Below are 17,266 nucleotides of genomic sequence, written 5' to 3'. Positions count from 1 at the left end.
CGCGGCCAGCGCCGAAGCGAGCAGCAGATGCAGCGCGGGCGCCATGCCGCGCGCGAGCAGCGCGCCGCCGATCGCCGCGCCGGCCATGCCGCCGAGACTGAACATGCCGTGCAGCCCCGACATGATCGGCTTGCCGACGGCTTCCTCGACGGCGCTCGCCTCGGCGTTCATGGCGACGTCGAGCGTGGCCATGCCGATACCGAACGCCGCGAGCACGACGATCAGCATCCAGTAGTACGGCACGACGAGGATCAGCGCGCCGCAGACGCTCATCGTGATGCCGCCCGCGAAGCAGGCGCGGCGCGAGCCCACGCGCGCGATCCAGGTGCCGATCGACGTCATCGCGGCAATCGAGCCGCCCGCGACCGCGAACAGCGCGTACGAGAGCATGGCCGCGTTCAGGTGGAACTTGTCGCGCACGGTGGGCACGTGCACGCCCCACGAGGCGTACATCATCCCGGCGACGAAGAAGAGCGCCATGGTCGCGATGCGGGCGCGGTGACGCCGGGCGGCGGGCAGGGCGCGATGGACGGCGGCGGGCTGCGCGTCGAGCGCGGGATCGGAGGCGTGGTTGGACACTGGGAAATTCCGGCGAAGGATGGCTGCTGGATATAAGTGAGGCGTCGGCTGTTGTGGCGGAAATCAGCGAAAGCGGACGGCGGCGGCCTGGATCGATGGCGGCCGGTCCGGTCCGATAAGCTGACTGAAAGCCAGGCGACGATTTTAGCCAACGCGCGCGCAGACTGCTCGCCGCGCCGCGGCCTGCTCTAATAGTGGCATCGCGGAACGCGGCCTGGTGCCGGCCTTTGCACCGGTCTTGTCTATTTCCGCCGCCACCATCGCCCGAGGACGCTGCCGTGAAGATTCCCGCCCATGCTCCGCTGCATCTGCTGCATCAGGTGTCCGTCGGCGCGCTCGCCACGCACGCGCGCGAGCCGCACGGTTTCCCGTATCCGACGCTGTTGCCGTTCGCCGTCGACGCGGAGCACCGGCCCGTGATCCTCGTGAGCCGGCTTGCCGAGCACACGCGCAACCTGCAGGGCGATCCGCGCGCCGGGTTGCTCATCGCGCAGACGGGCGCGCGCGGCGAGGACGTGCTGAACGCCCCGCGCATGACGTTGCTCGGACTTTTCGAGCCCACCGACGCCGACGCGCATTCGCCGCTCGCGCGCCGCTATCTGCGCTATCAGCCCGACGCGGCGCGCTATCTCGAACTCGGCGACTTCACGTTTTGGGTGATGCACGTCGAGCGCCTGCGCTATATCGGCGGTTTCGGCGCGATGGGCTGGCTCGACGGTAACGATATCGACGACCTCGATCCGCTGGACGTCGGCGAAGAAGACGCGCTGATCGCGGCCTTCGAGGCGAATCCCGCGCGCCGCGCCGGACTGGAGTTACTGGGCGTGGACCGTTATGGCGCCGATCTCGCGGTAGACGGACAGCGCGCGCGCTTCATTTTCGAGGAGCCGCAAGCCGATTCGCCATCCTTGCATGCCGTGCTAATCGACTGCATTGAGCGCCACGCAATCTGAATAATCCCTCTAACCGGGCGACGCCGTCTGTGGGATTTTCTTGATTGTTGCGATGCGCCATTCTCCGGTAAATGACGCATCGCATGCAAAGTTCTCATGGCGTGAAATGTTTTGCGAATTCTTACCAATTAATTTTCATAAATTGCCAGTTGTGAGAATCGGATTTATCTGGAAAAAGCGGCATTCAGTAAAAATACTGATTTGCACGCAATGAAAGCGTCTTTATGACTTGCAGCGTCGCGGAACAGTTGGAAATCTGTTTTAATTATTTTTATTGCGTGCGCTTTTCCGGGGATTCGTTTCTGTGTTAATCTCGCCACCAATTTCCGAGGCGAATCATCTGTCAATCGGCATACTGGCGCAAGATCGGTAGCCATTATCAACGAACCATCAAGGCACCTTTACTCATGTCGTCATACAAGGAACTTCTCGCACAGCGAGAGAAGCTGGAGCAGCAGATTGAAGAGGCGAAGGCGCGTGAATATGCCGAAGTCCTCGACGAGATCAAGCAGAAAATGGCCGACTACGGCATTACGCTCGCCGAACTCGGCGGCGGCCGTGCAGCCGGCAAGGCCGCGAAGCAAGCCAGCCGCTCGCGCGCCAGCGTCGCACCGAAGTATCGCGACCCCGACAGCGGCAGCACGTGGTCGGGCCGCGGCAAGCCGCCGCGCTGGATCGCCGGCAAGGATCGCGAGAAATTCCTGATCCAGAAGTAAATCGCCAGACAGGGTTTGCCAGGCGGAGCTGAAATGTCCGCCCAGCAGAAAAGCCGCGCAGTCACGGGGAAATGACGCGCGGCTTTTTTGCGTCTTCAATTTGCGATCTATTGCGTCTACCTTACGTATTCTTACGTTCGGTTGCCATATTCTGTTTGCTCAATCGCCCGTCGCGGCGGATTAAGCCAGGCCGCATTGAACCGGCACTCCGGTTTCATATTTGAATGCGAATGCGACGCTTTCTCGTAGTCGCCTGATTTAAAAGAAGAATCCAGGGTTATCTACAATTGGGGACGGCGTCGCCATTACAATCGGCATATTGTGACCTCGCTGCCCTGAGCATGGCTTCCTCTGTCGCCGAAACGTTTTCCGATAAACAGCGCGTGGCGCGCAAGACCACGCTGGTCAGTGTCGCCTTGAATGCGGTGCTGGTCGTGCTGCAAATCATCGTGGGTGTGATTGCGCATTCGCAGGCATTGATCGCGGACGGCGTGCATTCGCTTTCCGATCTGGTCTCCGATTTCGTCGTACTGCTCGCGAATCGCCATAGCGGCGCAAAACCGGACGCCGATCACAATTACGGCCACAGCCGTTATGAAACCGTTGCTTCATTATTTCTCGGCGCCATATTGATTACGGTCGGCGTGGGCATGCTCGCACGCGCCGGCACCCGCATCGCGAATCTCGGCGATATTCCGCCCGTCCATGCCAGCGCGCTCGCCGTGGCCGTGCTCGTGCTGATTTCGAAAGAAGCGCTGTTCCGCTACATGCTGCGCGAAGCGCAGCGCGTGCGTTCGGCCATGCTGATCGCCAATGCGTGGCATGCGCGCTCGGACGCCGCGTCGTCGCTGGTGGTGGCGCTCGGCATCGTCGGCAGCCTGATGGGCGTGCGGCTGCTCGATCCGATCGCGGCGGCCATCGTCGGCTTCATGGTCGCGCGCATGGGCTGGGTGTTCGGCTGGGACGCGCTGCAGGATCTCTCCGACCGCGCGCTCGACGAAGCCGCCGCGGCCGATCTGCGCGCGCTGCTGCTCTCCACGCCGGGCGTGCTCGACGTCCACGAAATGCGCACGCGCAAGACGGGCGACCTCGCGCTGGTCGACGCGCACATTCTCGTCGATCCGCTGATTTCGGTGTCCGAGGGGCATTACATCGCCGAGATGGCGCGCGAGCGCGTGCTGACCGATGCACGCGTGCTCGATGCGCTGATCCACGTCGATCCCGAGGACGACATGCTCGCGCGCTCGGTCGCGAGCCTGCCGCCGCGCGAGCGCGTGGCCGTGGCGCTGCGCGAGGCGCTCGCGGCGCGCGGCGTGCAGGTGGAATCGGTGACCTTGCATTACCTGAGCACGGGCCTCGAAATCCAGGCCGTGCTTGCGCCGGGCGGCGACCCGCGCGCGCTCGAGGCCGTCGATCTCGACGCGCTCAGGCGCGAACTCGGCGCGAGCCGGCTGGAGGCGGTGCAGTCGCTCGCTGCGCGCATCTGACAGGCCGACGCGCTACGCTCCGTGGCAGGGCGGCGCGAGCGCGCTCAAAGCGGCAACTGCGTATCGAACTTGATTTCGCGCAGCACGACGCTCGTGCGCACCTGGGCGACCGCGGGGATGCGGAAGATGCGTTCGTGCAGGAAGGTGTCGTAAGACTTGATGTCGGGTGCGACGATCTTGAGGATGTAATCCGACTCGCCGGTGGTGCTGTAGCACTCGGTCACCTCAGGGCAGGTGGCGATCTCGCGTTCGAACGCTTCGACGCCGCCTTCCGTGTGACGCGTGAGGTGGATATGCGCGAGCGCGCAGACATGCAGGCCGAGCTTCTCGCGATCGAGCAGCGCCGTGTAGCGCTGGATCACGCCCGACTGCTCCATGTCCTTGATGCGGCGCCAGCACGGCGTGCTGGACAGGCCCACTTGATCGGAGATTTCCTGCACCGAACGGCGCGCGTCGAGCTGCAGCAGGCGCAGGATCTTCTGGGAGAAGGTATCGAGTGTCAAATGCGCCTCCATGTGCGTCGCCGGATTCCCAAATGGTAGAGGCCGGGAAAACGAAACGCAATGCAAACCACAAATGACGAGGGAATTTCCCTAACTTAGTGCTCAGACGGCGGTATTTTGCCCCGGCGCGTCTCCCTCTTCGAGCGCTGCGGCGGCTTGCTGCGCGCGCAGGTCGGCGAGCATGTTGCAGAACAGGGCGCCTTGCTCGATGGCGTCGTCGAGCGCAACGTGCGTGTGCGGGTGATCGTCGAACCAGTGCTTCGGAAAACGCGGCTTGATGCACTTGCGGTACGGCAGGCCCGTCATCGCGAACGCGAGCGTCTTGATGTCGAGCGCCGACCACGAGAACGGGCAGCGGCCCGCAAAGCGCATCATGTACCAGAACATGAAGGTGAAATCGAAGCCCGCCGGCATCGCCACGAACACGGGCTTGCCGGGCAGCTTTTCCACCCATTCGACGTAGGCGACGAGCGCGGCGGCCGGATCCTGCAGATCGGTGCGGCACGCGGCCCACGCCTCGGGCTGGGTCTCCCACCATGCGGCCTGCACCGGATGCGGCGCGGCGCCTTCGAGCGTGGCGAGATTCGCCGAGAACGTGGCGATCAGACGCTTGTCGGCCGTGTAGGCCGCCGACGCAAAACTCAGCATCGAATGGGGACCGGGGATCGGCCCGTCGGCCTCCACATCGGTGCTGACGTAAATTTCCTCTATGGCTGCTTGATTCATTGCTTCGCCTGGTTAATTCAATCTGTCTGGTGCGGTGTCCGGAGCGCCCGGCCCGACTTCAGCCCACTTCAGCCCCACTGCGCCTGGCCCGTCGCGCCGGGTACGCCGTCTGCGACATACGGGTTCGACCGGCGTTCCTCGCCGAAGGTCGAGACCGGCCCGTGGCCCGGCACGAACGTGACGTCGTCGCCGAGCGGCCAGAGCTTTTCGCGGATCGAGCGGATCAGGTCCGCGTGATTGCCGCGCGGGAAGTCGGTGCGGCCAATCGACCCGGCGAACAGCACGTCGCCGACCAGCGCGAGCCGGTGCGCGCGGCTGAAGAACACCACATGGCCCGGCGTGTGCCCGGGGCAGTGATAGACCTCCATCACTTCGTTGCCGAAACGCACGGTGTCGCCGTCGACGAGCCAGCGATCCGGCTCGAACGCCTGCGCATGGCCGAAGCCGAAGCGCACGCTCTGCTGCGGCAACTGCTCGATCCAGAAACGTTCGTCTTCCTGCGGACCTTCGATGGGCACGCCGAACTTCTCGGCCAGCGCTTTCGCGCCCGCGCAGTGATCGACGTGACCATGCGTGAGCAGGACTTTTTCGAGCTGCACGCCCTGATTCGCGATCTCGGCTTCGATGCGGTCGAGGTCGCCGCCGGGATCGACGACGGCGGCGCGGTTCGTCGCTTCGCAGACGAGCAGCGAGCAGTTTTGCTGGAACGGCGTGACGGGAATCAGCGTGACTTTCATGCGCTAACGCGGGGACGGAATTGTTGTTGGAACGGCGGGGCGCATCGAGGCGTGCTGCGTGTGCGAGCGACGACGTCCGCGACGTCAGGAAACGTCGCGAGCGAATCGCGGCCGCCTCGGCGCCGGCCAAAGATTCGATTGTACCGGCGCGCAGGGAGCGCCGCCCGAGGCGCGCAGCGATCCGCGCAATCCCTTGTCAGACAAGGGATCGAGCCGGTCGTTAGCGGCGCTTTATTACAGCAATAGTGGGAAATGATGAGGATTTCGATAGGAATTCGATGACAAGAATAAGTTTTGGGTATAATGCGACCCATCACGCACGTTCTACGTGCATTCACTGGGCGATGTGACCCGCAGTAAAAAATGGGTCGCGATGCATCGCCGTCAAGCAGTGCCGTCCGTCGAGGCGAGCCCAACAGGCTGCCTTACAAGACGGCAAATCAGGTGCCGATCCGTTCGGCACCGCACGTCTTGCCCAGCCAGGCGCCACGCGCCTGCCACGGACTTGCTGCCGTGACGCTGGGTGGGGCCTACGCCGCCGTTCCTGTGCGCCGTGTTTTTCCGGCGTGCCTGAATGCAGCCCATCGCGTTCGATGGCGGCATGTGGGGTCTGGTCAGGCTGCCGGGGACAGGTTGCGCCAGACGTGAAAGAAAACCAGCGGTAGCGGCTCAGGAGCTGCATCCGGGTATCGGCTTTCGTCCGCGTTTCGCGGGCGGGGAGTCCTTTTACCTGCGACCGCCGAGGCTATCCGGCAACGCGCAACCAAGGCGCGGGACGGCCTTGAAACGTGATGACTAGCTTATGAAATTCGGACTTTCTCGACGACGATTCGGGAGTCTCGCAGCCGTGTCCGTGCTGGCCGGTTGTGCCATGCCGCCGGGTCCGCAAGACCAGGCGCAGGGCAACGCGCTCAGCACCAAGGACGCGCACACCGCGTTTGCCACGCCGCAGAGCTACGGCTCCGCGCTGGCCGCGCTGCCTGCTTCGGGCGCGAACAACGACAAGTCGCTCGCCGACGCCCAGCCGATCGACAGCGACAGCCCGGACGTCGGCTCGTTCCACCAGACGGGCCGCGCCTCGTGGTACGGCCGCGCGTTCCACGGTCGCAAGACCGCGAGCGGCGAGCGCTTCAATATGGAAGCGATGACCGCCGCACACCGCACGCTGCCGCTCGGCGCGTACGTGCGCGTGAGCGTGCCCTCGACCTCGAAGTGGGTCGTGGTGAAGATCAACGATCGTGGCCCGTACGCTCGCGGCCGCGTGATCGACCTGTCGTACGCGGCGGCGAAGATGCTCGGCCTGCAGCACGCGGGCACCGCCAAGGTGAACATCGAAGGCCTCTCGCGCCAGGAAGCGAAGGCCGCGCAGGCGGAAATGCTGGCCGCCAACTCGAACTCGGGCAGCGACCGCTGATCGGCTGAGCGGATCGTCCGCTGATTCGACCGTGTTGGCGCGTGGCGCGCACCGGTCGAGATCCACGAAGATCCGCAGGCTGATTCGGGCCGAACCCCGGCAAAACACGAAGGGCCGCACGCTGACGCGTTGCGGCCCTTTCGTTTTTCAGGCCACGAGCGCCCAGGCGGACGCGCGCGGCTGTCTGGCGATGACGGCTCAGTCCGGCTCGTCGCCTTCTTCGTCCTCTTCCCCGCCTTCATGCTTCAGTTCGAGCGCCCGCGCGTAGAGCGTGTTGCGCGACGCGCCCGTGAGCGCCGCCGCGAGCTTTGCCGCGCCCTTCACCGGCACTTCCTGCAAGAGCACGCGCAGCAGCGCGTCGTGATTCTCGTCGTCCGACGTCTGCGCGGGCGCACCTTCCACCACCAGCACGAACTCGCCGCGTTGACGATTCGCATCCTCGGCCAGCCACGTTGGCCCTTCGGCCAGGGTGCCGCGCCACAGCGCTTCATGTAGCTTGGTCAACTCGCGGGCGATCAGGATGCGGCGCGCGGGACCGAACGCATCGGCGAGCGCCTGGACCGTCTCCACGATGCGGTGCGGCGCTTCGTAGAACACCATCGCGTGCGCATGCGCGGCGAGCGGCTGCAACGCGCTCGCGCGCTGCTTCGCCTTGGGCGGCAGGAAACCGAGAAACGTGAACGTCGACACCCAGTCGCCGGCCACGCTCAGCGCGGTCGCGAGCGCGCTGGCGCCCGGCATCGGCACGACCTGGAAGCCGGCTTCGCGCACGGCGTCCACGAGTTTCGCGCCCGGGTCGGAAATGCCCGGCGTGCCGGCGTCGGACACGCAGGCCACGCGTTCGCCCGCACGCAGTTGCTCGATTACGCGCTGCGCGGCTTCGCGCTCGTTGTGCTCGTGCACGGCGATCATCGGCTTCGAGATGCCGTAGCGCGCGAGCAGTTGGCCCGTGTTGCGCGTGTCCTCGGCGGCGATGCGATCGACGAGTCCGAGCACGTGCAGCGCGCGCAGCGTGATGTCGGCGGTGTTGCCGATCGGCGTCGCCACGACATAAAGCGTGGCGGCGGGATAGTGCTGGGCCTGGGCGAGTTCGAAGGGGGACGAGAGGGACGTCATGACACGGAACGCGCGAACGCAAGCAAAGAGGCCGACATTGTGCCATGTGGGGCAGGCCGCGGCGCCGCATCAGGCGGAACGCGGCGGTGCACGGGATGAACGCGAGGACGAAGGCGGAGGCGAAGACAGGAGCGACAACTTTTCCACACGGGCGCGGTCGAACGCCGGAACGCGTGCGGGCGAATGCCGCACGCGTCGCGAGATCGGCGCGCGTTTCGAACAGCACGCGCTCGTCTATCTGCAACGTCAGCGGCTGGTGCTGGTGGCGCGCAACGTGCATTGCCGCGGCGGCGAACTCGACCTCGTGATGCGCGATCGCGACGGCACGCTGGTGTTCGTCGAAGTGCGCGCCCGCGCGCGGCGCGGCTACGGCGGCGCGGCGGCGAGCGTCGGCTGGCACAAGCGGCAACGTCTGCTGCTGGCGGCGCGCGACTTTCTCGCGGCGCGCGCGCAGGCGCTCGAAGCGATGCCGGGCGCGTGCCGCTTCGATCTGGTGACGTTCGAAGGCGGCCGGCTCACCTGGCTGCGCGATGCGTTTCGCGCCGACGACGAATGAGCGTTTGGGTGTGAGCCTGAATGAGCGTCTGCATGCCCGCATCACGGCTTCACTCGTAAGCAGGTGAAAAAAGACGCGAAAGAAGCGATAAAACGCGCGAAAATCGCGCGCAGAGAAAAAGAACGCTGGAAAACAACGCGCGCGATTGCGCTAAACTTGCGGCACGCCGCAACCCAGCGGAATTTTCGCGATACCCGCAGTACAGATTAGAGAGTCGATGTCCGTCGAACGCATTCAACAGCACTTTCGCGATAGCGCAGCGCTCCAGCTCGCCGCGATGGAAACCCTGGCGGTGCCAATTGCCGCCGCGGTCGATACCATGTTCGCCGCGCTGGCGAACAGCAACAAGATCCTTGCTTGCGGCAACGGCGGTTCGGCCGCCGTGGCCCAGCAATGCGCCGCCGAACTGATCGGCCGCTTCGAGCGCGAGCGTCCGGGCCTGCCCGCGATCGCGCTCACCACCGACGCCTCGGTGCTCACCGCCGTCGCGAACGACTACGCGTACGAGCAGGTGTTCGCGAAGCAGGTGCGCGCGCTCGGCCAGCCCGGCGACGTGCTGCTCGCGATCACCACGTCGGGCAATTCGGCGAACGTGCTGGCGGCCATTCAGGAAGCGCACGAGCGCGAAATGATCGTGATCGCGCTGACCGGCAAGGGCGGCGGCCAGATCAACGGCGCGCTCGCCGACACCGATATTCAGCTGTGCGTGCCGTCCGAGCGGACCGCGCGCATTCAGGAAGTTCACCTGTTGACGATCCACTGCCTGTGCGACGGCATCGACGCGATGCTGCTGGGCGACGACTGACACCCGAAGGACGAAGGAGAGGCACTTGATGATCAGAACCGGCATGACGCGCGCGCTGGCACGGACCACGCTGACGATCGGCTTCGCGGCTTCGCTGTGCGCGAGCCTGCAAGGCTGCTTTCTCGCGCTCGCGGGCGCGGCGGGCGGCACGGCACTCGTGGCGACCGACCGCCGCACCGTGGGCTCGCAAACCGAAGATCGCGAGATTCAGGTGAAGGCGCTCTCGAACGTGAGCAACGCGCTGCCCGACACCGCGCACGTCAACGTGGCGGTGTTCAATCAGCGCGTGCTGCTGACCGGCGAAGTGCCCGACGAAGCCTCGAAGCAGAAGGCCGAGAACATCGTGCGCGGCGTCACGAACGTCGAATCGGTCGTCAACGAACTGGCGGTCATGCCGGCGAGCTCGTTCTCGTCGCGCGCCAACGACTCGTATCTCGAAGGTCGCGTGAAGGCCGAGCTGGTCGCGTACAAGAACATCTCCGCGAACAACTTCAAGGTCGTGTCCGAGCGCGGCAACATCTATCTGATGGGCCTCGTCACGCCGGAGGAAGGCCGTATCGCCGCCGACGCATCGAGCACGGTGATGGGCGTTTCGCAGGTCGTGAAGTGCTATCAGTACATCAACCCGCAGCAGGCGATGGCCGCGAATGCGTCGGCTGCGTCGGCGCCGCAGGCACCCGCCGCGACGGCCGATGCGCCGACCGTCGGCGCCATTCCGGATTCGGGCGTGAGTTCGCGTCCGATCGAGCAGCAGGCGCCCGCGCCCGTGACGGAATCCGCGCCGCATTCGGCCAACGGCGGAGCGACGATGTGATGATGGGTCGTTCTGTGGTGGCAATTCGACGTGGCGTGATGGTGTTGGCCATGGCGGCGGGCGGTGTCGCCGCCCTGTTCGGCGCGGCTCCGGCATTCGCCGCGGGCGACGGTCAGAGCATCGCGCGCACCAACGCGTGCATGGGCTGTCACGCGGTGGATCGCCGTCTCGTGGGGCCGTCGTTCAATGACATCGCCGCTAAATACAAGGGCGATAAACTCGCGCAGGCCAAGCTCGAAAAGAAAGTCCGCGACGGCGGCGCGGGCGTGTGGGGCGCGATTCCGATGCCCTCGCATCCCGCGATGAGCGCCAGCGATATTCACGATGTCGTCGCGTGGATCCTGGCGGGCTCGCCTTCGAAATAGTTTTGCGTCAGCTCAAAAATGACGCTTGGCACAAGCAAATTTAGCTGTGCTAGAATCATTTTCGTTGTGGGGGGGTAGCTCAGCTGGGAGAGCGTCGCGTTCGCAATGCGAAGGTCGGGAGTTCGATCCTCCTCCTCTCCACCAAACGAATTCAAAGGGTTACAGGCAAGCGCCTGTAGCCCTTTTTCGTTTGGGGTTCGCCTTTCAGGTTTGCCTCTTTGCGTTGTCGCCGTGCTTGCTCGCCGCGCTTGCTCGTCACGCTACGCGCGAGCTTCCGCTTCGACCAGCATCGTCAGCAACGCAAGCGACTCCTGCCATCCGAGATAACACGCCTCGGCCGGAATCATTTCCGGAATGCCTTCCTGCGTGACGTCCATTTCCGTGCCGCAAAACACCGCGCGCAAGACCACCGTGGTGTGCATCACGCCGGGCAGATTCGGATCGTCGAAGGTGCCGGAATACTTCAGCCGCAGACCGGGCGTCAGCTCCAGATACTCACCGCCGAATGAATGACTCGCACCCGTCGCGAAGTGCGTGAAGGACATGCGATAACGTCCGCCGACCACGGCATCGAGTTCATGCACGGTGCCCGTGAATCCATTGGGCGGCAGCCATTTCGCGAGCGCGGCGGCATCGAGAAACGCGCGATAGACGCGCTCGGGCGTGGCGCGCAACACGCGATGAAGGCGCACGGTGTTCGTCGGCATGAGGGTCCTCCGTTCGGTGATGACCGTCGGGTCGTCGGCTAACCGGTTCATCCCATTCTAGGCGACGCTTCGCGCAACGCGATTCGCGTGGCCGCGCATCGCCTACACTTCTTCCATCACCGGGCCACGAGCCCGGCACATCCGGAGAAGGGAGGCCATCATGCCCGCCGCCGAACAACCGACGCTGATGCCGTCGACTCAGAAAGTCGATTACGAAGGCTTCGAAATCCACATCAAGGCGATGCCCGCGGACGACGGCGGCACGCGTTACACCTACACCGCGTATGTCTGCCATCCGGGCGCGAACGCGGCGCTGCCGGGCCACACGGTCCCCTATCACCCCGACGGCGACGAAACTTTCCGCAGCGATCAGGACGCGAAAGACGAAGCCACGCACGTCGGGAAAAGCATCATCGACGGCACGCATCCGGATCTTTCGGTGCTCGGACTCGTGACGCAGGGGTTTTGAGTGGCGGCGGCGATGGTCGGTTGAATCGCAACTAACAGCCAGACGCAGCCGCGCTGACAAGCTGCTCCCGCAGACAGCCCGGCCCGCTACGACCACGCAAACTTGCGTCGCGGCGCTGTTACCATCGGCGCTTCCCATCACGTTGCCGCCGCCCGTCCGATGCTCACGCTCAAGCTCACGCTCGTCCCGCTTTTTCTGTTGTTCGTGTCGCTGTCGGGCAAGCGTTGGGGGCCGAAAGTGGCCGGCTGGCTGGCGGGGCTGCCCGTCGTCGCCGGGCCGATTCTCTGGTTGCTGACGATGGGGCACGGCGCCGCGTTCGGCGCGCGCGCCGCGACGCTCTCGCTGTACGCGATCCTCGCTTCCGAATCCTTCAACTTCGCCTACGCCTGGACCTGCCGCGCGCGATCGTGGCCGTTGGCGCTCGGCGCGGGTCTCGTCGCGTGGTTCGCCGCCGCTTGCGTGCTCGCGCAGTTGCCGGTGTCGTGGCCGTGGGCGCTCGGCGCGGCGCTGGCCGCTACGCTGTTCGGTCAGACCTTTCTGCCGCGCAGCGAGGTGGTCGCGGCGGGCGCGCCGCTCAGCCGAACCGATCTCGCCACTCGCATGGCCGCGGGCGCGGCGCTCACGCTGGCCGTTACGACGCTCTCGTCGCGTCTCGGGGCGGCGTGGAGCGGGCTGTTCGCGGTGTTTCCGCTGCTGGGCAGCGTGCTGGCGGTGTCGTCGCATCGCGCGCACGGGGCGGCATTCGTGATCGCGCTGCTGCGCGGCATGGTGCTGGGGCGTTTCGGCTTCGCGGCGTTCTGTCTGACGCTGACACTCGGTCTCGCACGCCAGCCGACGGCGCTCGCGTTCGCCGAAGCCGTGCTGATCGCGATGCTGGTTCAGGTGACGAGTGCGCGTCTCGCGCGTTTGCGGCGCGCGTCGGCGCAGGAGCGCGAGGTCTGCGCGAGCGCCGTCACGCCGGACTGATCGGCGAAAAAGTGTTCCGGGGAAGCGAGAAGAGGTGCGATCCGCATCCCCGGATGGAGGAGGCGGATCGAAGCACAGGAAGAGGAAAAAGGCCCGGACGCCGGAGCGCCCGGGCAAGCCGCCGGAAATCCGACGGCGGAGGTTGCTGTAGACGCCTCGCACAAGCTGCGCGGCGTCGATGTCTGTCGATGGCGATGTCGATATCGCGGTCGAAGCACTCGTCGTGCACGTTGTGCACCGACTGCGTACAGCGCAACGACCGACGGGCCCGCGCTCGAATCGAGTCGAGCGCGGGCCCGTCCGGGGTACTTACGCGGCGTGCCGTTTCACGAACGGCAGGGCGCGCGATCTTGCGAACTTACTGGCCGAAGTAAACCGGCTTGATGTTCGGCTGCGTGTGGCTGCCGGCTTGCGTCGAACCGTTGGTCGATGCGCCGTAGGCCGTGGCTTCAGCCGTGGCGTTCTGTTGCGCGACGCGCGCTTGCGCGGCTTGCAGGTCTTCCGGGTAGTACGGGCTCGACAGGCCCGGGCGATAGCCGGCCTTTTCGAGTTGCACGAGTTCTGCGCGCACTTGAGCGCGGGTCAGCGGCTGGTTCGTGCTCTGTTGAGCGAACGAGAGGGCCGGAGCGGCGAGAACGGTCGCAGCGAGTGCTACAGCAATCAGGGACTTCATGGTCAACAACCTCCAAAGATTATGTTTCGGACCGTAACAATCGTCTTGCTCGATCCGTTGATGGCACTTTATTGCAGTGCACTTCAAAGATAAATATTGAGATGTGGCAAACATCGTTGCGAAAACTGAAATAGTTATCGATATTTCGGTGCCAGATCCGCGGTTTTTCGTCGGATTCCATGCGCTGGGCGCAACGGCGCCCTGCGGTCTGCGCTGCGAGCTTTTCGGTGAGGCAAAATAGTGCGCATCCGGTCGTGCACTGCAGCGACGGCCTCGACAATCACCGATCCCCATCTCTGTTCGCATGCCAATCGACATCGGCATGGGCATCGACATCGACATCGACATCGCTCAAGGAGAGTCCTCATGAAAAACGCACTTAGCCGTCAGGCGGTGATCGCCGCCGCGCTCGCGGGTCTGGCGACGGCGGGCGTCGCGCACGCGGACGACACCGTCAATTGCTACGGCGTCGCCAAGGCCGGCAAGAACGATTGCTCCAGCAAGACCGGCGTGCACGACTGCGCGGGCCAGGCGAAGGTCGATCACGACAAGGGCGACTTCAAGACCATGCCGAAGGGCACCTGCGAAAAGCTCGGCGGCACGCCGGAGCAATAAGCGTGAGCCGGACCGCGAAGCCGGCGCGCGGCGTCGGCATCGGCTTGCGGCATGCGCATTACGACGCGTTCATGCGGGCGTCGGCGCAGGAAGACGTCGGCGTGCGCGGTGTGCGTGACGTGGCGTGGCTCGAAGTCCACAGCGAAAATTATTTCGGCGACGGCGGCTACGATCTGCACGTGCTCGACACGGTGCGGCGCGATTGGCCCGTGAGTCTGCACGGCGTCGGTCTCGGACTCGGCAGCGCCGCGCCGCTCGACGAATCTCACCTCGCGCGTCTCGCGCGGCTCGTCGAGCGCATCGAACCGGCGCTCGTCTCCGAGCATCTGTGCTGGGGCGCGACGCCGCATGCGGCGCTGCACGATCTGTTGCCGATGCCGCTCAATCAGGCTTCGCTCGATCATCTGAGCGCGCGCGTGTCGCGTCTGCAAGACGCGCTGCGTCGCCGCGTGCTGATCGAAAACGTCTCGACGTATGTGCGTTTTCGCGATGACAGCTATGGCGAGACCGCGTTTCTCGCGGCGCTGTCGCGGCGCACCGGTTGCGGCGTGCTGCTCGACGTGAACAATCTCTATGTGAACGCGCGTAATCACGGCGAAGACGCCTGGGCGGCGATGGCCGCGCTGCCGCGCGAGGCGGTCGGCGAACTGCATCTTGCGGGGCATCGCGTGACGCCCGCCGCTGTGATCGACGATCACGGTTCGCGCGTCGCGCCCGAGGTGTGGTCGTTGTACGCCGCCGCGTTGCAGCGCTTCGGCGCGGTGCCGACGCTGATCGAGTGGGACACCGACGTGCCGCCGCTCGACGTGCTGCTCGACGAGGCGCGTATCGCGCGCGACTCGATGACGAGCGCGGAACGCGAGGCGTCCACGCTTGCCGGGACGACCCCGGCGGAGCGACCATGAGCGCCGATCGCCACGTCGCCGATGATTCGCTGGGCGCGTTGCAAGCGGCGCAAGCGGCGTTCGCCGACGCGCTCGACGATCCCGCCGCCGATGGCGCGCTCGCCGCACATCTGCGCATCGCGAGCGGTGTGCATGACGCGCGCCTCGGCCTCTATCGCGGCAACGTGCGCGCGGCGCGACGCCATGCGCTCGCGAGTGCGTATCCGGTGCTCGCGGCGCTCACGGGCGATGCCTATTTCGATGCGCTCGCGCTCGCCTACGCGCGTGCGCATCCGTCGCGCGACGCCGATCTGAATCGCTTCGGCGCGATGCTGCCGACGTTCGTCGAGCGCTACGAAAGCGATGCGCGCTACGCGTATTTCGGCGATGTCGCGCGCCTCGAATGGGCGCTGCATCGCGCGGCGTATGCGGCCGACGCCACGCCGTTGAGTGCCGCGCAATGGCAGGCGATCGGCGCCGATCGTCTGATGGGCGCGCGCCTTGCGGTGCATCCCGCGTGCACGGCGCTGGCTTCGCGCTACGCCGCGCTGGCGATCTGGCGCGCGCATCAGCGAGATCCGCATGATCCGCACGAGCAGGAAAACGCCGCGCCAGGCGCGTGGCTCGCGCGTATCGACGAACCCGGCTGGACGCTGGTTGTCCGCCCGCACTGGCATGCGCAGCCGCTCGCGCAGACGCGCGCGGCGCACGAAGCGTTCGTCGCTTTGCAGCATGGCGCGACGCTCGACGAAGCGCTCGAACGCGCGTTCGATATCGACGCCGATTTCGATTTCGGCACGCAATGGCGCGTCTGGATCGAGGCGGGCGCGATCACCGGTTTGCTAGATTCGAATAGCGGTTAGCGCACATAAAAACGCAGATTTTCTGGCGTGAAAAATAAATGCAGGAATCCGAATCAAGCGGCGTCACGCAATTGTTCAGTCAATACGTAATAAACGAATGAGCGAGACGACCAGGCGCGCATCATGCGACGCCATGCGTGGCAAACCCCACACGTCGCGCGATTCGCGGACTACACTCGATTGCAAACCGCCTCGCACGCGCCACCGTCATGATGACCCGCCGACCGAATGTGATGATCGTCATCAGCATCGTGCTGGCCGCCGTGCTCACGGCGGTGGCGGGCTGGGTCATGGCGCAGATGCGCGAAGACGCGCTCGCGAGCGCGCGCGCCGCCGCGTACAACATGGCGCTGCTGTTCGAGCGCGATGCGGCGCGCAATCTGGAGATCTACGAGCTGTCCCTGCGGGCCGTGATCGATGCGCTCGGCGATCCGCGCATCGCCGAACTGCCCGACGATATCCGCCAGAACGTGCTGTTCGACCGCTCGGCCACGGCGAAGCATCTCGGCGTGATTCTCGTGGCGAACGAGGCCGGCGACGTGATCTTCGATTCGCGCGCTTCGCCGCCGCGCGAGGTCAACGTCGCGGACCGCGACTACTTCATCGTGCAGCGCGACACGCCGAACATGGGGCTCTACGTGAGCCGCCCTTTCATTCCGCGCGACGGCCCCGCCAACGCGACCATCGGCCTGAGCCGCCGCCTGTCGAAACCCGACGGCACGTTCGCGGGCGTGGTCGTCGGCACCATGCGGCTCGACTATTTCCGTCAGTTGATGAGCGGCGTGGAGATCGGCGCGAACGGCGTGGTCACGCTCACGCTCGCCGACGGCACGCTGCTGATGCGCCGTCCCTACGCGAGCGAGATGATCGGCAAGGATTTCGCCGATTCGGCGCTGTTTCACCGTTTCGAGCACGACGAGGCGGGCGGCTTTTTCGGCGTCGGGCCGCTCGACGGCGTGCGGCGCTGGTTCGCGTTCCGGCGCGTGGAAGGCTATCCGCTCGTGTTCGGCGTCGCGGTGGCGGCGGGCGACATCTACTCGGAATGGCGCGTGCGCGCGTGGATCATCGGCTCGCTGACGGCGTTGCTCGATGCATCGCTGATCACGCTTGCGCTGGTGCTCACGCGTCAGTTGCGCCGCCGCGAACTGGTCGAGGACGAACTGCGCGCGCTCGCGGGCACCGACGCGCTCACGGCGCTGGCGAATCGCCGCGCCTTCGAGGCGCGCGCCGATCACGAGTGGCTGCGCGCGCGGCGTTCGGCGCAGCCGCTGGCGGTGATGATGATCGACGTCGACCGTTTCAAGCGCTTCAACGACCG

21 protein-coding genes and 1 tRNA gene are annotated in these 17,266 nt (G+C 65.5%); 15 read left to right on the top strand and 7 right to left on the bottom strand.

All coding sequences use genetic code 11. The annotated features are described in order from the left end of the window. On the bottom strand, window positions 1–579 hold a 579-nt coding region (locus G3N97_RS26705; protein WP_205996039.1), incomplete at its 3' end, for an MFS transporter. A 278-nt stretch (window positions 580–857) separates the two neighbouring features. Between G3N97_RS26705 and G3N97_RS26700 the strand changes: the two genes are divergently transcribed. From G3N97_RS26700 to G3N97_RS26690, 3 genes are all read left to right on the top strand, one after another. Further along, entirely contained in the window at window positions 858–1,532 is a 675-nt protein-coding gene (locus G3N97_RS26700; RefSeq protein ID WP_205996038.1) for a pyridoxamine 5'-phosphate oxidase family protein, read from the top strand. Between the two features lie 407 nt (window positions 1,533–1,939). Then, window positions 1,940–2,248 (top strand): H-NS histone family protein, encoded by a 309-nt coding sequence (locus G3N97_RS26695; RefSeq protein WP_205996037.1) that lies wholly within the window; start codon window positions 1,940–1,942, stop codon window positions 2,246–2,248. A gap of 341 nt (window positions 2,249–2,589) precedes the next feature. Further along, window positions 2,590–3,735 carry a cation diffusion facilitator family transporter gene (locus tag G3N97_RS26690; protein WP_205996036.1) on the top strand — a complete coding sequence of 382 codons (1,146 nt, stop codon included), beginning with the start codon at window positions 2,590–2,592 and terminating at the stop codon, window positions 3,733–3,735. Window positions 3,736–3,779: 44 nt separating this feature from the next. Here the strand turns inward: G3N97_RS26690 and G3N97_RS26685 are convergent, their stop codons facing one another. The 3 genes from G3N97_RS26685 to G3N97_RS26675 all read right to left on the bottom strand — a co-directional run bounded on the left by G3N97_RS26685 (window position 3,780) and on the right by G3N97_RS26675 (window position 5,701). Then, on the bottom strand, window positions 3,780–4,250 hold the full coding sequence (locus tag G3N97_RS26685; protein ID WP_173816881.1) for an Lrp/AsnC family transcriptional regulator: 471 nt from the start codon (window positions 4,248–4,250) through the stop codon (window positions 3,780–3,782). A gap of 90 nt (window positions 4,251–4,340) precedes the next feature. After that, window positions 4,341–4,964: an exonuclease gene (locus G3N97_RS26680; RefSeq protein ID WP_205996035.1), complete on the bottom strand. Its 624-nt coding sequence runs from the start codon at window positions 4,962–4,964 to the stop codon at window positions 4,341–4,343. Window positions 4,965–5,032: 68 nt separating this feature from the next. Next, window positions 5,033–5,701: an MBL fold metallo-hydrolase gene (locus G3N97_RS26675; protein ID WP_205996034.1), complete on the bottom strand. Its 669-nt coding sequence runs from the start codon at window positions 5,699–5,701 to the stop codon at window positions 5,033–5,035. Between the two features lie 802 nt (window positions 5,702–6,503). Here G3N97_RS26675 and G3N97_RS26670 point away from each other — a divergent pair. Next, window positions 6,504–7,115, top strand: coding sequence for a septal ring lytic transglycosylase RlpA family protein (locus G3N97_RS26670; RefSeq protein WP_205996033.1), 612 nt, complete (start codon window positions 6,504–6,506; stop codon window positions 7,113–7,115). A gap of 198 nt (window positions 7,116–7,313) precedes the next feature. On the opposite strand, the gene rsmI is transcribed toward G3N97_RS26670, so the two are convergent. After that, entirely contained in the window at window positions 7,314–8,231 is a 918-nt protein-coding gene (gene rsmI / locus G3N97_RS26665) for a 16S rRNA (cytidine(1402)-2'-O)-methyltransferase (protein WP_205996032.1), read from the bottom strand. On the opposite strand from rsmI, the gene G3N97_RS26660 reads away from it, so the two are divergent. From G3N97_RS26660 to G3N97_RS26640, 5 genes are all read left to right on the top strand, one after another. After that, window positions 8,230–8,787 carry a YraN family protein gene (locus G3N97_RS26660; RefSeq protein ID WP_205996031.1) on the top strand — a complete coding sequence of 186 codons (558 nt, stop codon included), beginning with the start codon at window positions 8,230–8,232 and terminating at the stop codon, window positions 8,785–8,787. The genes rsmI and G3N97_RS26660 overlap by 2 nt on opposite strands. A gap of 217 nt (window positions 8,788–9,004) precedes the next feature. Next, window positions 9,005–9,592: a phosphoheptose isomerase gene (locus G3N97_RS26655; protein ID WP_205996030.1), complete on the top strand. Its 588-nt coding sequence runs from the start codon at window positions 9,005–9,007 to the stop codon at window positions 9,590–9,592. A gap of 28 nt (window positions 9,593–9,620) precedes the next feature. Further along, window positions 9,621–10,406, top strand: coding sequence for a BON domain-containing protein (locus tag G3N97_RS26650; protein ID WP_205996042.1), 786 nt, complete (start codon window positions 9,621–9,623; stop codon window positions 10,404–10,406). A 38-nt stretch (window positions 10,407–10,444) separates the two neighbouring features. Further along, window positions 10,445–10,771: a c-type cytochrome gene (locus G3N97_RS26645; RefSeq protein WP_124260964.1), complete on the top strand. Its 327-nt coding sequence runs from the start codon at window positions 10,445–10,447 to the stop codon at window positions 10,769–10,771. A 68-nt stretch (window positions 10,772–10,839) separates the two neighbouring features. After that, window positions 10,840–10,915, top strand: a tRNA-Ala gene (locus G3N97_RS26640). A 116-nt stretch (window positions 10,916–11,031) separates the two neighbouring features. Here the strand turns inward: G3N97_RS26640 and G3N97_RS26635 are convergent. Then, window positions 11,032–11,478, bottom strand: a complete 447-nt coding sequence (locus G3N97_RS26635; protein ID WP_205996029.1) for an SRPBCC family protein — start codon at window positions 11,476–11,478, stop codon at window positions 11,032–11,034. A 160-nt stretch (window positions 11,479–11,638) separates the two neighbouring features. Here G3N97_RS26635 and G3N97_RS26630 point away from each other — a divergent pair, with 160 nt between their 5' ends. Beyond that, window positions 11,639–11,947, top strand: coding sequence for a hypothetical protein (locus tag G3N97_RS26630; protein WP_241030842.1), 309 nt, complete (start codon window positions 11,639–11,641; stop codon window positions 11,945–11,947). Window positions 11,948–12,106: 159 nt separating this feature from the next. Continuing rightward, entirely contained in the window at window positions 12,107–12,913 is an 807-nt protein-coding gene (locus G3N97_RS26625; protein ID WP_205996028.1) for a hypothetical protein, read from the top strand. 358 nt (window positions 12,914–13,271) lie between these two features. On the opposite strand, the gene G3N97_RS26620 is transcribed toward G3N97_RS26625, so the two are convergent. Then, complete coding sequence (locus G3N97_RS26620) at window positions 13,272–13,586, bottom strand: DUF4148 domain-containing protein (protein WP_205996027.1); 315 nt, start codon at window positions 13,584–13,586, stop codon at window positions 13,272–13,274. Between the two features lie 366 nt (window positions 13,587–13,952). On the opposite strand from G3N97_RS26620, the gene G3N97_RS26615 reads away from it, so the two are divergent. From G3N97_RS26615 to G3N97_RS26600, 4 genes are all read left to right on the top strand, one after another. After that, complete coding sequence (locus G3N97_RS26615; protein WP_065061978.1) at window positions 13,953–14,201, top strand: DUF2282 domain-containing protein; 249 nt, start codon at window positions 13,953–13,955, stop codon at window positions 14,199–14,201. A 2-nt stretch (window positions 14,202–14,203) separates the two neighbouring features. Next, a complete protein-coding gene (locus tag G3N97_RS26610) occupies window positions 14,204–15,106 on the top strand; it encodes a DUF692 domain-containing protein (protein WP_346778120.1) in 903 nt (300 codons plus the stop codon). Beyond that, window positions 15,103–15,948: a DNA-binding domain-containing protein gene (locus G3N97_RS26605; protein ID WP_205996026.1), complete on the top strand. Its 846-nt coding sequence runs from the start codon at window positions 15,103–15,105 to the stop codon at window positions 15,946–15,948. Before G3N97_RS26610 ends, G3N97_RS26605 begins: the two co-directional genes overlap by 4 nt. Window positions 15,949–16,157: 209 nt before the next feature. After that, on the top strand, window positions 16,158–17,266 hold a 1,109-nt coding region (locus G3N97_RS26600), incomplete at its 3' end, for a diguanylate cyclase (RefSeq protein WP_205996025.1).

This window comes from Paraburkholderia sp. Ac-20347 (assembly GCF_017104805.1).
Lineage (GTDB): Bacteria > Pseudomonadota > Gammaproteobacteria > Burkholderiales > Burkholderiaceae > Paraburkholderia > Paraburkholderia tropica.
Note: the sequence above shows the minus strand (reverse complement) of the source record. Positions and strands in the feature narration are given on the sequence as shown.

What these genes read in the sequence shown, in the direction of transcription:
- G3N97_RS26695 (WP_205996037.1), top strand. Translation starts at nt 1,940, where the DNA reads ATGTCGTCATACAAGGAACTTCTCGCACAGCGAGAGAAGCTGGAGCAG.
- G3N97_RS26690 (WP_205996036.1), top strand. Translation starts at nt 2,590, where the DNA reads ATGGCTTCCTCTGTCGCCGAAACGTTTTCCGATAAACAGCGCGTGGCG.
- G3N97_RS26685 (WP_173816881.1), bottom strand. Translation starts at nt 4,250, where the DNA reads ATGGAGGCGCATTTGACACTCGATACCTTCTCCCAGAAGATCCTGCGC.
- G3N97_RS26680 (WP_205996035.1), bottom strand. Translation starts at nt 4,964, where the DNA reads ATGAATCAAGCAGCCATAGAGGAAATTTACGTCAGCACCGATGTGGAG.
- G3N97_RS26675 (WP_205996034.1), bottom strand. Translation starts at nt 5,701, where the DNA reads ATGAAAGTCACGCTGATTCCCGTCACGCCGTTCCAGCAAAACTGCTCG.
- G3N97_RS26670 (WP_205996033.1), top strand. Translation starts at nt 6,504, where the DNA reads ATGAAATTCGGACTTTCTCGACGACGATTCGGGAGTCTCGCAGCCGTG.
- G3N97_RS26660 (WP_205996031.1), top strand. Translation starts at nt 8,230, where the DNA reads ATGACACGGAACGCGCGAACGCAAGCAAAGAGGCCGACATTGTGCCAT.
- rsmI (WP_205996032.1), bottom strand. Translation starts at nt 8,231, where the DNA reads ATGACGTCCCTCTCGTCCCCCTTCGAACTCGCCCAGGCCCAGCACTAT.
- G3N97_RS26655 (WP_205996030.1), top strand. Translation starts at nt 9,005, where the DNA reads ATGTCCGTCGAACGCATTCAACAGCACTTTCGCGATAGCGCAGCGCTC.
- G3N97_RS26650 (WP_205996042.1), top strand. Translation starts at nt 9,621, where the DNA reads ATGATCAGAACCGGCATGACGCGCGCGCTGGCACGGACCACGCTGACG.
- G3N97_RS26645 (WP_124260964.1), top strand. Translation starts at nt 10,445, where the DNA reads ATGGTGTTGGCCATGGCGGCGGGCGGTGTCGCCGCCCTGTTCGGCGCG.
- G3N97_RS26635 (WP_205996029.1), bottom strand. Translation starts at nt 11,478, where the DNA reads ATGCCGACGAACACCGTGCGCCTTCATCGCGTGTTGCGCGCCACGCCC.
- G3N97_RS26630 (WP_241030842.1), top strand. Translation starts at nt 11,639, where the DNA reads ATGCCCGCCGCCGAACAACCGACGCTGATGCCGTCGACTCAGAAAGTC.
- G3N97_RS26625 (WP_205996028.1), top strand. Translation starts at nt 12,107, where the DNA reads ATGCTCACGCTCAAGCTCACGCTCGTCCCGCTTTTTCTGTTGTTCGTG.
- G3N97_RS26620 (WP_205996027.1), bottom strand. Translation starts at nt 13,586, where the DNA reads ATGAAGTCCCTGATTGCTGTAGCACTCGCTGCGACCGTTCTCGCCGCT.
- G3N97_RS26615 (WP_065061978.1), top strand. Translation starts at nt 13,953, where the DNA reads ATGAAAAACGCACTTAGCCGTCAGGCGGTGATCGCCGCCGCGCTCGCG.
- G3N97_RS26605 (WP_205996026.1), top strand. Translation starts at nt 15,103, where the DNA reads ATGAGCGCCGATCGCCACGTCGCCGATGATTCGCTGGGCGCGTTGCAA.